This is a genomic window from Clostridium sp. 1001283B150225_161107_B6 (assembly GCF_015556325.1).
Lineage (GTDB): Bacteria > Bacillota > Clostridia > Lachnospirales > Lachnospiraceae > Enterocloster.
Map to the genome: position 1 here is coordinate 349465 of NZ_JADNMD010000002.1, position 14434 is coordinate 363898.

Here is a 14434-nt window from a genome sequence, read left to right on the forward strand (position 1 = left end):
GCTTGATGGGGGTTGGAACTTTTGCGGTTGCAGGACGTCAGGAAAGAAATCCCAGAACCGGAGAAGCAATCGAGATTAAACCGCGTAGGGTTCCCATAATCCGCGCGGGTTCCATATTGAAGAGGGAGGTAAATCAGGGAAATCAAGGATAGGTGTTGGCCGCATACCATATCATAGATTTTTGCAAGTGGAGAAGCAGAACGTAGTGCATATCGGTGACAAGGTGCTTTGCGTGAGCTGGTAAATACGAAACGAGTATCAATTTTTCAGTAGATTCTTTAGCCAAATAATAGATGCAATATTTAGAGTCATAGCAGTGACTTTAAATATTGCATCTATGGCATGGTATAGTAAGATGTGTCGGAAGCCTTCGTAAGACCGTAGAATTTGTAACGTAAGTTAATAAGGAGAGGGAATGAATATTAAGTGCCAATATTGTGGAAAAAATCTGGCAACGATAGAGGGAACGGGAAGAGATATTTTCACAAGTAAGATTGTATTTACATGTAGATTTTGCGGAAGAACTACATCATTGAACATTATACAAAATAAGAGAAGAAAGAATGAGAAAGAGAAATATAGCTGCTATAGAACTACAAGATGAAGGTGGCATGGTACATTGGCATACATAATGACAGGTGTAGTAGACAGAGGGAGTATAAAAAAGAAGATCATGGTATATCACGGGGCTACTCTGTAATGCAGCTGCATCCCTGGTTTAGGTGAATGAATTGGGACTATGAAACGTGTAGAAGGTGCGAGTTAGCGCCCGAATACTAGGAGGGTGTGTATATGAAGGATTTAATGAAACGATGGAAACTGGCAAATGAGGTGATTGCCTGTATAACTACAGTAATCATTATTTCGATACTACCTCTGGTATTTCATGATTACTATTTTGATATATTAGATACAAAATATTATTTTTATTGTGGCACAGTTATTTGCATGGCAACAGTCATGCTGCTATTGACTCTTATCGTTCTTTGGCTAAATAAAGGAACGATTGAAATGACGCCAAAGCTCAGAAAATCTGATTGGGCAATGATTAGCTTTTTGTTTTCGGTTGTGTTATCTTGCGTTTTGTCTGATTATCGTTTCGAGGCATTTTGGGGGACAGAGGGCCGTTTTATGGGGACTTTTTTGTATTTGATATGCGGTATTAGTTTCTTTACGCTTGGCCATTGTTTGAAATTTAAGAGATGGTATCTGGAGGCTTTTCTTGTTACGGGAATGGTTGTTTGCTCAATTGGAATTATGCAATATTTTCTTCTCGATCCATTTGGGTTAAAAAAAGATATTCATGCAAACCATTACACTTCTTTTATCTCTACAGTTGGGAATATTAATACATATGCCTCTTATGTAGCACTTATATTTGGTATGAGTACTACATTATTTGTAAGAGAGAGAAATATAGCCAGAAAATCATGGTATGTATTTACAGTTATTCTATCATTATTTGCATTGGTTACGGGGAATAGTGATAATGCATATTTGACAATAGGAGTCATAGTGCTTTTTCTTCCATTATACGCGTTTCGTGATATGTATGGCTTAAAACAATATATGCTTTTAATATCTATGATCAGTACAGAATTTATGGCAATTGGCGTGATTGATAAAATGTATGCATTGCATGTGTTGCCGATAGGTGGTTTATTCCGCTTGATAGTCGGGGGTGATTGGCTTGTTTTCGTAGTGGCAGCATTGTGGGGATGCACCATTTTCCTATATATATTAGAGAGATTTATTCGGAAGAAATACAAAGACGTGTGCGGAATATGTACATGCAGACGAATTTGGGGAATGATGTTAATCCTGGCGATAGCTGCACTTATATATATGACGTTCGATGCGACACGAATGGGGAATGGACAACAGTATGGGAAATTAAAGGATTATTTATTGATTAATGATGAATGGGGAACACATAGGGGTTACATCTGGAGGATTGGTATTGAATGTTACATGAAATACTTACCTCTTAGAAAGATGTTTGGCTCCGGTCCCGATACATTTGGAATTGTTACACAAAGCTATTATAGAGAAATGATTGCTCGTTATAATGAAATATTTGATAGTGCCCATAATGAGTATTTACAATATCTAATCACTATTGGGATAGTCGGGCTAGTTTCCTATTTTTTTTTATTAGTGTCTTCTATAATCGAAATAATAAAGGCTTCAAAAAGGGAGACTTCAGTTATGTCAATTGTATATGCCGTTAGCTGCTATGCGGCCCAGGCAGTTGTAAATATAGGAGTCCCGATTGTATTTCCAGTTACGTTTACACTTTTAGTGGTGGGAATATCCGTTCAAAACGGAACGGATAAAATATCAGAGTAATAGAGAGACTACAAGAGGAGTAGTGTGAAAGAAAGCAAATTGAGCCAAAATCGTGAAATAGACACAAAAAATAGGCTCACATAATGAACCGCATTAAAGAGTATTCCCACCTAAGTAGAGAGGCGCACCTGCACATCAATAAACAAACGGGTGGGTGCATCTGATACTGATGCCGGGATGCCTTTATAATCAAGTCTATTGTAACACGAAAACTTGGAGGTGTGAATCACTTTCATTATTATTTGTGCGCCAACTGAAGGGCGGCGGAATGGAGATTTAAATGGACAAAAACGCTCTGCAACAGAGTATGATTCGATGAAGTGGGGAAGGCTAATAGATTTATCGGTTAATACAAAAATGCGGGACGCGGTAGCCGGAAGGTGATCACTGCAGCTCGCATTTTTGTAGTATCTACGCATAGTATTCTTGTAATGTAATAAGTGTTACCATTGTTTCTGGTTGTTATATTACTGCCTGTATACAGCATGTACAGGTGAAATTAATAGCGCTTTCATTTTTTGCCTTCTCAGTCATAGCGGCTACCTCATTTTGGGCTTAATTTACAGCCCCCTATGGCGGTTCGCTTTCCTGAGAGGTTTTATAACCGCGTCTCGTGTTTGTTTAATAAGAAAAAATAAGCTGGATGACCGAATCAAATGGCTGAACAGACATACAGGTGAGTATCTGTGGATTCTGAAAGAAATGGATGAGAAGGAGGAATTAGAAGAAATCTACCAGAAAATCATGGAGGAAACGGGTGAATCTCAGATATTCGTGACGAATGCAGATGAAAGATTCATGAAAAATGATTTTGCGGTGTCATACAATCTCCCAAAAGCAGTAAACTTAGAAAACCATCTGATCCGGTATTTTAAAATGGCGAACCAGGTAACCGTTCATGAACTGCTGGGTCCAACCACGGAAGGGATCCTGAAAGAAAAGCCGGAAAGAATCCTTGAAATGACAGCGGACAAGGGCTATGAACAGGAGGAAGCCCTAATCTGCTGCCTGGAAAATGTGATTATCCCCACATAATGGAAAGATGGGAATATCCGATATGCTAACAAAAGTGTGTGTAAACACTGTAAGAATAGAAACAAGAGTTATAAGGGAAATGACGAATGGAAAAAAATTGTTTTTCCAAAGGGTAAGCTGAAAAAGCCATGTAGGGAGTGTAGAAGGCAGAGGAGCAGGAATGTAAGAAGGCTAGCCAGGAACCAAAAGTCGGTTCTAGAAAGGTAAAAGTAGTAAAGTTATTCCTGAAGCTCAGTATAGAATTGATGTATCAAAAGATGTGTTTTGTCGGATTATCTGTTTGGAACGATAAAAAGATCAATGGGAGCCACATACTTCCTCTTAAGAGGACTGAGGAAGGTAACAGGAGAGGTTGCGTTCTTTGGTGTGGGACACAATATAGAAAGAATACCCCCATCACCCCCAAAAATCAGGCTGTCCGAAAACTCCTTTTTAAAATTTTCAGACCACATCACTTCGTTGTTGTTTATATTACCTGTTACTATATTTTGTGATTCGATCTGTCTGATTTTTAGTTTTCGGACAGTCTCCCCTTTTTTGGGGATTTGGAAAAATGATGGAGTTAATGTTGGGGACAGAAGCCTCTTTTCTTTTAAAATATGTGTTTATTATGCTTGCAATGACACAAGGAGGAAAAGAGGCTTAACTTATGCTTAAAAAGAAGTTTTCGGACAATTTGGGGGGCTATCTAATATTCATGCAATACCGGTGTGGTGTAATTCCTTTATACCGTTTAAATGTTTTGATAAAATAGCATACATCGCTAAAACCACATCTATAGGCTACTTCTGTCAAGGTTAAATCAGAGGTACTTAATTCGCTGCAGGCGCGCTCAATACGATAGTAGTTCAAGTAATCAATGGGGGTTCTGTGAATGATAGAATGAAAATAGCTGCAGAAATATTTGGGAGACATCCCGGCGATTCTGGACAATTCATTCAGTGTAATGGTCTGCCCGTAATTACTGTCTATGTATTCCAACACAGGTTTGAGCTGCATCATCTTTCTGGAAGATTTTGTATCATCAACCTTATCCTGATAAAGCCTTTTCTGGTAGATGATTCCGAAAAGTTCGAATAAAGTGCCCATGGTTATCAATTCGCTTCCAGGCTCACTATGCTGCATGGATATGAAAAGATGGTTGACGATTCGATGTAAGGAATGATTGTTTTTTGTAAAATGATTCTGTACGATAATCTGGTGCTTTGTAATAAGGCGGATATAAAACCGACAGGTATCTGTGTGCATGAGGAGACGCTGGATATCGAACACAATACATTCATAAATGCAATTATGAGGCAAACCGCCATGAATAACCCCCTCATTAATAAAAATAATATCCCCTGCTTGAGCTTCAAATTCTTCATCATCTAACTTTAAATAGAGGATACCCTCCAAAATCCGGATGATTTCCAACTCTTTATGACAGTGGAATGGCATGTTATAACGGGGATGGTGCTTATCTACATGATAATATTCGATAGGAAAATCCAGAGTCCCATGTTGCTTTTTTTCATTATAGTCCAAATAGTGCATACTGCGCCCTCCTGAAAGTGTAAAAATAACTATAAATACAGAACGGTAAAGTAAATAGATGGATAAAATGACTAAAAAAATGAATATTATTATATTTTTTGCCATTATATCACAGCAAATAGGGGAATATCAATAGTATAATCCAATTATGTAAAAAGAGCGCAAAGAAATTAGAATAATAACAATCTAAAATTAAAAAGGAGGAAAACTCTATGGCAGCAAGCAGATTGGTTGGGTCTTATCCGGTTATCGGCATTAGACCCACAATAGACGGAAGACAGGGATATATGAAAGTAAGGGAATCTCTGGAAGAACAAACCATGAACATGGCCAAAAGCGCGGCGGCCCTGTTTAGGGAAAATCTTTTTTACAGCAATGGAGAACCGGTAAACGTAGTGATTGCGGATTCCACCATTGGACGGGCGGGGGAAAGCGCGGCCTGCGCGGATAAATTCCGCAGAGCCGGAGTGGATATTACCCTGACTGTGACCCCATGCTGGTGTTACGGTGCAGAGACCATGGACATGGATCCGCATACAATCAAGGGCGTGTGGGGATTTAACGGAACGGAGAGACCCGGTGCCGTATATCTCGCCTCTGTACTGGCTACCCATGCGCAGAAGGGGCTTCCGGCTTTTGGTATCTATGGACATGATGTTCAGGATGCTGATGATACAAGTATATCTGAGGATGTAAAAGAAAAACTTCTCCGTTTTGGACGCGCCGCAGTGGCTGCCGCTACCATGAGGGGAAAGTCATATCTCCAGATAGGTTCTATCTGCATGGGAATTGGAGGTTCCATCATAGACCCGGCATTTATTGAGGAATATCTCGGGATGCGGGTGGAATCCGTAGACGAAGTGGAACTGATCCGCCGTATGAGTGAGGAAATATACGATAAAAAAGAGTTTGAAAAGGCCCTTGCATGGACAAAGGCAAATTGTAAGGAAGGTTTTGACAAGAACCCTCCCGAAGTTCAGAAGACCCGGGAACAGAAGGATAGGGATTGGGAATTCGTAGTTAAGATGATGTGCATCATCAAGGATTTGATGAATGGGAATCCCAATCTGCCAGAGGGGCGGGAGGAAGAGCGGATCGGACACAATGCCATTGCCGCAGGCTTCCAGGGACAGAGACAGTGGACAGATTTTTACCCCAATGGTGACTTCGCTGAGTCCATGCTGAATTCCTCCTTTGACTGGAACGGCGCAAGGGAGCCATACATACTGGCTACTGAAAATGACACATTAAATGGGCTGGGTATGCTGTTCATGAAGCTGCTCACCAACAGGGCGCAGATTTTCGCGGATGTGCGTACGTACTGGAGCCCGGAGGCTGTTAAGAAAGCGTCCGGATATGATTTGGAAGGGGTCGCAAAGGAAGCAGGCGGTTTCCTGCATCTGATCAATTCCGGAGCGGCCTGTTTGGATGCCACGGGTAAAGCCCTGGATGAAGACGGACAGCCGGTCATGAAGCCATGGTATGAGGTGACGGCGGACGATCAGAAGGCAATGTTGGAAGCAACCACATGGAATGAGGCTGATTTTGGGTATTTCAGAGGCGGCGGCTATTCTTCCAGATATGTTACAGAAGCCCAGATGCCATGTACGATGATCCGCTTAAACCTGGTAAAGGGACTGGGGCCTATGCTGCAGATTGCAGAAGGCTGGACCGTAAAATTGCCGGACGATGTAACTGACATCTTATGGAAGAGAACGGACTACACATGGCCGTGCACCTGGTTTGCGCCCAGGGTGACAGGCCGGGGAGCATTTGCCTCCGCGTATGACGTGATGAATAACTGGGGAGCTAACCACGGTGCAATCAGCTATGGACATATTGGGGCGGACCTTATTACACTCTGCTCAATCTTAAGGATTCCTGTCAGCATGCACAATGTGCCTGAGGAAAAAATATTCCGTCCTGCAGCCTGGAACGCATTTGGAATGGACAAAGAGGGACAGGATTTCCGTGCCTGTGCGGCTTATGGGCCTTTATATAAGTAAGGCGGTGTGTCTATGAGCCATAAAAATGTACTGGCAGTGGATTTCGGTGCTTCCAGTGGAAGGGTAATGCTGGGAAACTTTGATGGGAACCGGATATCTATACAGGAAATCCATCGTTTCCCCAATGATCCGGTTATATTAAACGGAACCATGTACTGGGATTTCCTGCGGCTGTTTTATGAAGTGAAGCAGGGACTGATGAAAGCAAAGAAGTATGGAAAGATTGACAGCATCGGCGTGGATACCTGGGGCGTGGATTTCGGCCTGATTGATAAGGAGGGAAATCTTTTAGAAAATCCGGTGCACTACCGAGATGCGCGGACCGCAGGGATGCTTGAAAAGAGTTTTGGAAAGATGGATAAGGAACGCTTTTATCAGATTACGGGCAGCCAATTTATGGAGATTAACACGGTATTCCAGCTTTTGGCTCTGCTGGAAAAGCGGCCCGGGCTTCTGGAGGGAACTTCCAGACTTCTGTTGATGCCGGACTTATTTAATTATTATCTATGTGGGGCGCAGGTCAGCGAGTACTCCATTGCGTCCACCACGCAGATGCTGGATGCCCGTACTAAAATGTGGTCAAAGGAAGTGTTGGAAAGTCTCGGTATCCCGAAAAGGATCCTGGGCAGTATCGTTCCATGCGGAACAAGGCTTGGTCTCATGAAGAACGGGATTTGCCAGGAACTGGGGATTGAGCCTGCAGAAGTGATTGCTGTGGCAGGACATGACACGCAGAGTGCGCTTGCGGCTGTTCCTGCCAGGGATAAGGATTTCATCTTCATCAGCTGCGGGACATGGTCGCTGTTTGGCACAGAACTGGACGAACCTGTTATCAACGGGTTGTCAGAACGGCTGAATATTACAAATGAAGGTGGATGCCAGGGAAAGATTTCCTTCCTCAAGAATATTATCGGGTTGTGGCTGATCCAGGAAAGCAGGAGACAGTGGATTCGTGAGGGAAAGGAATACAGTTTCGGACATCTGGAGCAAATGGCGGCAGATGCAAAGCCATTTAAAGCTCTGATTGACCCGGATGCACCAGAGTTTGTTCCGGCTGGAAATATTCCTGAAAGAATTCGGCGTTACTGCCGTAAAAGCGGGCAAAAGGCACCTGAGAATGAGGCAGAGCTTGTGAGATGCATTAATGAGAGCTTGGCACTTAAGTACCGCATGGCATTGGAAGAAATTAAGATGTGTACCGGAAGAGAGTACCCTGCTATTCATATGGTGGGTGGTGGAACACAGAGCGAACTTCTCTGCCAGATGACGGCCAATGCGTGTCATTGTCCGGTGATTGCCGGACCGGTGGAGGCTACCGTACTGGGTAACGCGTCTATGCAGCTGCTTGCGACAGGAGAACTTAGGGATCTGGCTCAGGTGAGAAGTGTCGTAGGGGCTTCCGCCAAGGTAAATATCTATGAGCCGAAAGATGCAGCTCAATGGGAGCAGGTATACGGACAATATAAAAAAATGCTGGAATGACCAAAGGCCGGGGCAACCTGGAAAATAAGGAGGTATTATGGAATTAAGCTATATGGAACTAAGGGAACAGATTTGCGATGTGTGCCATAAGATGTGGCAGCTTGGCTGGGTGGCAGCCAATGACGGCAACGTGTCCGCCAGGCTGGATGACAGAACCTTTCTTGCCACTCCCACCGGAATGAGCAAAAGTTTCATCACACCGGAAAAACTGGTTCGTATCGATGGGAAAGGCGAGGTGTTGGAAGGCCTTCCCGGATACAGGCCCTCTTCAGAGATTAAGATGCATCTCCGCTGCTATAAAGAGCGTGAGGATGTAAATTCCGTGCTTCACGCCCACCCGCCTGTGGCCACCGGATACGCGGTAGCCAATGTGCCGTTGGACGAGTACTCTATGATTGAGACGGTAATTGCTCTGGGTTCAATTCCGGTAACGCCTTACGGAACCCCTTCCACTTACGAAGTACCGGATAACATAGCGCCTTATCTGGGGGAACATGATGCAATGCTCCTTCAGAATCATGGAGCTTTGACCGTGGGGGCTGATGTGATTACCGCTTATTACCGCATGGAAACACTGGAACTCTTTGCAAAAATCAGCCTTAACGCCAGAATGCTGGGAGGTGCACAGGAAATATCCAGGGAAAATATTGACCGCCTTATCTCAATGAGGAAAGGATATGGGGTAACCGGCAGGCACCCCGGTTATAAAAAATACAGTAAACAGGGGGAAAACAGATGCTAAGAGGAATACCCCATATATTATCTCCTGAACTGTTAAAGATATTATGTGAAATGGGTCACAGCGACCGGATTGTGATTGCCGATGGGAATTTCCCGGCAGAGTCCATGGGCAGGGATGCCCATGTCATACATATGGAAGGCCACGGCGTGCCGGAGATACTGGAAGCAATTCTCTCGCTTTTTCCCCTGGACACCTACACAGAACACCCTGTCTGCCTGATGTCGGTAACGGACGGGGATACGGTTGAAACACCGATCTGGGATCAATACATGACATTGGTGGAAGCGTGTGACAGCAGGGGCAGAAGGGCCATTGGCCATATAGAGCGGTTCGCGTTCTACGAGGAGGCAAAGAAAGCTTATGCAATTATCGCCACCAGCGAGAAAGCGCTTTATGCCAATATCATGCTGCAAAAAGGGGTAGTTACCGACCAGGGCCTGTAAATGGGTTCCGTCAAAACAGTGCAATTAGTAAAGAAATGGAAGGTGATGATGTGGGAGAAGTAATTCTGACCATGAAAGACATTGATAAGTCCTTTGTAGGGGTGCATGCGTTAAAAAATGCCTGTCTGGAACTTAAAAAGGGCGAGGTCCATGCACTGATGGGTGAGAATGGTGCCGGAAAATCCACCCTCATGAAGATATTGACGGGAATCTACAGCAAAGACAGCGGTACTATTGTGTATGAGGGGCGCCAGGTGGAGTTTAAAAGTCCCAGGGAAGCGCAGGACGCCGGCATTGTGATTGTGCATCAGGAATTAAACATGATGAACCACTTAACGGTGGCCCAGAATATCTTTATCGGCAAAGAAAAAATGAATGGAAAGCTGATTAATGACCGCAGGATGGTAGAAGAGGCAGAAAAGCTGTTCGGATTACTGAATATCAGGATTGACCCAAGGGAAACAATGGGGAGGCTGACGGTGGGGCGCCAGCAGATGTGTGAGATAGCCAAGGCAATCTCAACAGATGCCAAGATAATCGTATTTGATGAACCGACTGCCGCGCTGACAGATTCAGAAATCAGCGAGCTGTTCAAAATCATCCGTGACCTAAGAGCCAAGGATATCGGAATTGTATACATTTCCCACCGCATGGATGAGATTAACCAGATTACTGACAGGGTAACGGTTATGAGGGACGGGGAATATGTGGGTACGCTGACAACCAAGGATTCCACGAAAGACGACATCATCCAGATGATGGTAGGACGCACGGTGTATGAGGAGCCTAAGAGTTTCAGCAATGTAAAGCCGGATGCCCCGGTGGTGCTGAAGGTTGAACACCTGAATGTTGGGAAAACAGTAAAAGATGTAAGCTTTGAACTTCGCAAAGGAGAAATCCTGGGTTTTTCAGGACTCATGGGAGCCGGAAGGACGGAGACAGCCAGGGCTATCTTTGGTGCTGACAGGAGAGACAGCGGTGATATTTATGTGAATGGAAAACGGGTGGATATCAAGAACCCACAGGACGCGGTTGACGCCGGGATTGGATATCTGTCGGAGGACCGCAAGCGCTATGGTGTGATCATTGAGAAAACGGTAGCCGAGAATACGACAATGGCTTCTCTGAAAGCATTCTGCAAAGGCCTGTTTATTGATAAGAAAGCGGAAAAAGAAACCGCGGAACAATATGTGGAGGCATTAAAGACCAAGACACCATCCGTAGAACAGCAGGTGCGCAACCTGTCGGGAGGTAACCAACAGAAAGTGGTCATTGCAAAATGGCTTACCAGAAACTGCGACATCCTGATATTTGACGAACCCACAAGGGGTATCGATGTAGGAGCAAAAAGCGAGATTTATACATTGATGAATAATCTTGTAAAGCAGGGGAAGTCCATTATCATGATATCCTCTGAACTGACGGAAGTGCTGCGAATGAGTGACCGTATCCTGATTATGTGTGAGGGCCGTAAAACAGGAGAAATTAGCATAGAAGAAGCTACCCAGGAAAAAATCATGCATGCCGCTACACTGAGAGATTAAATGGGAGGTTAAAGACATGTCAAATAATGGGAATCAGGTAAAAAAGGAGCCGAATGGATTGTTCAAAGCCATCGGTACTCAGAAATTGGTGGCAGTCATTGCGCTGATTGTATTATTCATGTTCTTCTGGATTTTCGGGGACAATTTTGCAAAATACAGCACACTGGTCAGCATTTTTGATTCGTCCTATTATATTGGTTTTATGGCCATAGGTGTAACATTTGTAATCATCACCGGAGGAATCGACTTATCCATTGGTACGGTCTGTATCTGCTGTTCCTTGATTTCAGGAACGCTGTATACAAAACTGGGACTGCCTATGCCGCTGTGCGTTATCCTGGCCATATTGATGGGAGGCCTGTTCGGACTTGCCAATGGACTTATGGTATCTGTCATGAGGCTTCCGGCCTTTATTGCCACACTGGGAACTATGATGATTACCAGAGGCCTGGGTTCGATTGTGACAAATACGGCAACCGTGACCTTTCCGCAGGCTTCGGCGCCGGGCGGCTCATTCAGAGGTATTTTTAAATTAAAAGGGGCAGGGCTTCCGCAGGCAGGTATCCCCACGGGATTCATACTGCTGATTATACTTGCAATCCTGATGGCAATCCTTCTCAACAAGGCGCGTCCGGGACGCTATATACTGTCTCTTGGGAGTAATAAGGAGGCGACCCGGCTTTCCGGTGTAAATGTGGTAAAGTGGGAGACTTTGGCTTATGTCATAAGCGGTCTGTTTGCCGGGCTGGCAGGTGTGTCTTATGCAGCTGTATACTCCACACTCATGCCTGGAACCGGAAATGGATTTGAACTGGATGCAATCGCCGGAGTTGTAATCGGCGGAACATCCCTGGCAGGTGGCGTGGGTTCCATATCGGGGACTTTAATCGGTGTTTTTATTATGTCCGTTTTGAAGACAGGCCTTCCCTTTGTGGGAGTACAGCCACATTATCAGCTGCTGATTACTGGATTTGTGTTGATCATAGCCGTATTTGTAGATGTTTTGAATAGAAGGAAACAGGGGAAGGATTGATACACACTAATAACCCGCAAAGTGGGATAATAAAAGGAGGTTTATTCATGAAGATAAGATTATTAAGTACAGTCATCTGCGCAGCAATAGTTTCCACGATGGTAATGGGCTGCTCCAGTGGAGCCAGCGCGCCTGCCACGACAGCTGCAGCAGCGGCCGCTCCGGAGACAGAGGTAAAAGACACAACGGCAGGGGATACGGAGGCAGCCAAGGCAGATGGGGCTGTGGACTACAGTGATGTCACGGTTGAGATTGTGGCAAAAGGCTTCCAGCATGATTTTTGGAAAGCGGTAAAGATGGGATCAGAGCAGGCTGCAAAGGATTTGGGGCTTAAGTCCACCAATTTTGTAGGGCCAGCCAGTGAGAGTGCAGTCGCTGAGCAGATTGAGCAGTTAAATAATGCGGTCAACAAGGCTCCAAGCGCCATCTGCCTGGCGGCTTTGGATACACAGGCGTCCCTGGATGCAATTTCCAATGCTCAGGCAGCAAATATTCCGATTGTAGGGTTTGATTCCGGTGTGCCGGATGCCCCTGTAGGTTCCATTGTGGCTAATGCTGCTACGGATAACTATGTAGCGGGCGGTCTGGCCGCGGAGAAATTGTATGAAATGATTAAGGATAAGGTAACAGATCCAGCAGAAGAGGTCAGAATCGGCGTTGTCTCCCAAGATGCGACATCCCAGTCTATAGGAGAACGGACGGGCGGTTTCATAGACAAAATGCGTACCGTGGTTGGCGAGGATAAATGCATGGTAGTAGGCCATGATAAATATAATAAGGCAGTTGACGGAGCAAAGGTGATTATCGATGTAGGCATTCCGGCAACTGTGGATGATGCGGCTTGTGTGACTGTGGCCAATACCCTGTTGAATAAAAATGATCTGATTGCCATTTATGCGTCCAACGAATTTACAGCCAAGAATCTGGTGACAGCTAATGAGAGTCTTCAGGTGCTGGGGGTAGATAAAGTAATCGGCGTTGGATTTGACTCAGGCGCCATCCAGCTTGATGCTATCAAGAGTGGTGTCTTAGCAGGTTCCATCACGCAGAATCCGGTACAGATTGGATATCAGGCGGTTACCCTGGCAGCCAAGGCAGCCAAAGGAGAACCGGTAGAGGATGTTGATACTGGTGCACTGTGGTATGACAGCACTAACATGGATTCAGCGGAAGTAGCTCCGTGTCTCTATAAATAAGTAAAATTGTATTAGCCAGCTGTTTAATCATAAATTGATTAGACGGCTGGCTGTACCGTTTGGTATATAGCGGTATTCTAAGTGTTCGAATTTTTCAGATAATCGTCCTATGTGAAGAAACGTTTTATTAGAGCTAAAGATAGAATAGATAGGGTTATAGTAAGCTATCAAACAAGGAAATGAAATGTCTTGAGCAGATTGCGGAGAAATCAGATTTGCTAAAAAACATGAATCAACAATGTGGATGAAAAATACAATAAAACAAAAAGAGAGAGCAGGGATACTATCGGATTATTATTGCCTTCTCAATTTTTAATAATTATCTTAATTCGATAGGGCCAAGTTCAAATAGGCGGAAATTTACATTATAGTTGTCAACTGGAGTCTGTTTCAATTTTGAGCTGTTAACAAATAAACTTTTTCTACTTACAGCAATAGAAACTGGAAATCTCATAAAGAGGATTGGCGTAAGTATTTTTGCTGACAGTACGCTGATAATGCAGAATCAATGAACCGATATTCCTGTATACGTAGCATAGAATTTTTCATTGATTAATTTTTATAAGAAAAGTGCAAAGGAAATTTTTATAATTGCCAACCGCTTGCTTCCACACGAAATTTAAGGAAATTCTTGTAAATACCATCCTCTTGTCTAAGCCGTTTGTGAGTGCCCTTTTGTCTGACTTGCCCATTATAAATTACAATGATTTGATCAAGTCAACACTGGAAGTATCTTCATCAAAAATGACGATGGGTTCATTTTTTTAAATTGCCTGGGCAATAGAAAGTCTCTATTTTTACCGCAAGATAATGTAGCTTCACTTTCTCCAATCACGGTCTGATATTCATCAGGCAAAGACATAATGAAATCATAGCAGCAAGCTTTTTTGCTGCTTCCATTACTTCATCAAGTGTTGCTTTGGGCATATCGAATTTAATATTATTTTTGATTGTGTCATTGAATAGATAAATCTTATGAAAGACCATATTAATACAGTCAAGCACACTGTCAGCAGTATAATTTTTCACACTTTGTCTACCAATGCAAATAGAATCTTCTTGAACATC

Annotated in this window: 10 protein-coding genes; 9 read left to right on the forward strand and 1 reads right to left on the reverse strand. The window is 43.9% G+C overall.

Annotated elements, in window-relative coordinates; translation table 11 throughout:
- Positions 1-792 precede the first annotated feature (792 nt).
- Positions 793-2349 carry an O-antigen ligase family protein gene (locus tag I2H39_RS06675; RefSeq protein WP_117634100.1) on the forward strand — a complete coding sequence of 519 codons (1557 nt, stop codon included), beginning with the start codon at positions 793-795 and terminating at the stop codon, positions 2347-2349.
- Between the two features lie 702 nt (positions 2350-3051).
- Positions 3052-3384, forward strand: a complete 333-nt coding sequence (locus tag I2H39_RS06680) for a hypothetical protein (protein WP_118077279.1) — start codon at positions 3052-3054, stop codon at positions 3382-3384.
- 684 nt (positions 3385-4068) lie between these two features.
- Here the strand turns inward: I2H39_RS06680 and I2H39_RS06685 are convergent.
- Positions 4069-4920: an AraC family transcriptional regulator gene (locus I2H39_RS06685; RefSeq protein ID WP_117634102.1), complete on the reverse strand. Its 852-nt coding sequence runs from the start codon at positions 4918-4920 to the stop codon at positions 4069-4071.
- A 212-nt stretch (positions 4921-5132) separates the two neighbouring features.
- Between I2H39_RS06685 and I2H39_RS06690 the strand changes: the two genes are divergently transcribed.
- From I2H39_RS06690 to I2H39_RS06720, 7 genes are read left to right on the forward strand one after another with little or no spacing between them, the layout of a single operon-like run.
- The gene (locus tag I2H39_RS06690; RefSeq protein ID WP_117634103.1) at positions 5133-6926 is read left to right on the forward strand and encodes an L-fucose isomerase; all 1794 of its coding nucleotides are present in this window, start codon (positions 5133-5135) and stop codon (positions 6924-6926) included.
- Positions 6927-6938: 12 nt separating this feature from the next.
- The gene (locus I2H39_RS06695) at positions 6939-8408 is read left to right on the forward strand and encodes a rhamnulokinase family protein (RefSeq protein ID WP_117634104.1); all 1470 of its coding nucleotides are present in this window, start codon (positions 6939-6941) and stop codon (positions 8406-8408) included.
- Between the two features lie 37 nt (positions 8409-8445).
- On the forward strand, positions 8446-9150 hold the full coding sequence (locus I2H39_RS06700) for a class II aldolase/adducin family protein (RefSeq protein ID WP_117634105.1): 705 nt from the start codon (positions 8446-8448) through the stop codon (positions 9148-9150).
- Positions 9144-9593 (forward strand): RbsD/FucU domain-containing protein, encoded by a 450-nt coding sequence (locus tag I2H39_RS06705; protein ID WP_117634106.1) that lies wholly within the window; start codon positions 9144-9146, stop codon positions 9591-9593. Before I2H39_RS06700 ends, I2H39_RS06705 begins: the two co-directional genes overlap by 7 nt.
- A 50-nt stretch (positions 9594-9643) precedes the next feature.
- The gene (locus I2H39_RS06710; protein ID WP_112482572.1) at positions 9644-11137 is read left to right on the forward strand and encodes a sugar ABC transporter ATP-binding protein; all 1494 of its coding nucleotides are present in this window, start codon (positions 9644-9646) and stop codon (positions 11135-11137) included.
- Between the two features lie 16 nt (positions 11138-11153).
- On the forward strand, positions 11154-12170 hold the full coding sequence (locus I2H39_RS06715; protein ID WP_117634107.1) for an ABC transporter permease: 1017 nt from the start codon (positions 11154-11156) through the stop codon (positions 12168-12170).
- Between the two features lie 47 nt (positions 12171-12217).
- Positions 12218-13366 carry an ABC transporter substrate-binding protein gene (locus tag I2H39_RS06720; RefSeq protein ID WP_117634108.1) on the forward strand — a complete coding sequence of 383 codons (1149 nt, stop codon included), beginning with the start codon at positions 12218-12220 and terminating at the stop codon, positions 13364-13366.
- The last annotated feature ends 1068 nt before the right edge of the window (positions 13367-14434 follow it).

What these genes read in the sequence shown, in the direction of transcription:
- I2H39_RS06675 (WP_117634100.1), top strand. Translation starts at nt 793, where the DNA reads ATGAAGGATTTAATGAAACGATGGAAACTGGCAAATGAGGTGATTGCC.
- I2H39_RS06680 (WP_118077279.1), top strand. Translation starts at nt 3,052, where the DNA reads ATGGATGAGAAGGAGGAATTAGAAGAAATCTACCAGAAAATCATGGAG.
- I2H39_RS06685 (WP_117634102.1), bottom strand. Translation starts at nt 4,920, where the DNA reads ATGCACTATTTGGACTATAATGAAAAAAAGCAACATGGGACTCTGGAT.
- I2H39_RS06690 (WP_117634103.1), top strand. Translation starts at nt 5,133, where the DNA reads ATGGCAGCAAGCAGATTGGTTGGGTCTTATCCGGTTATCGGCATTAGA.
- I2H39_RS06695 (WP_117634104.1), top strand. Translation starts at nt 6,939, where the DNA reads ATGAGCCATAAAAATGTACTGGCAGTGGATTTCGGTGCTTCCAGTGGA.
- I2H39_RS06700 (WP_117634105.1), top strand. Translation starts at nt 8,446, where the DNA reads ATGGAATTAAGCTATATGGAACTAAGGGAACAGATTTGCGATGTGTGC.
- I2H39_RS06705 (WP_117634106.1), top strand. Translation starts at nt 9,144, where the DNA reads ATGCTAAGAGGAATACCCCATATATTATCTCCTGAACTGTTAAAGATA.
- I2H39_RS06715 (WP_117634107.1), top strand. Translation starts at nt 11,154, where the DNA reads ATGTCAAATAATGGGAATCAGGTAAAAAAGGAGCCGAATGGATTGTTC.
- I2H39_RS06720 (WP_117634108.1), top strand. Translation starts at nt 12,218, where the DNA reads ATGAAGATAAGATTATTAAGTACAGTCATCTGCGCAGCAATAGTTTCC.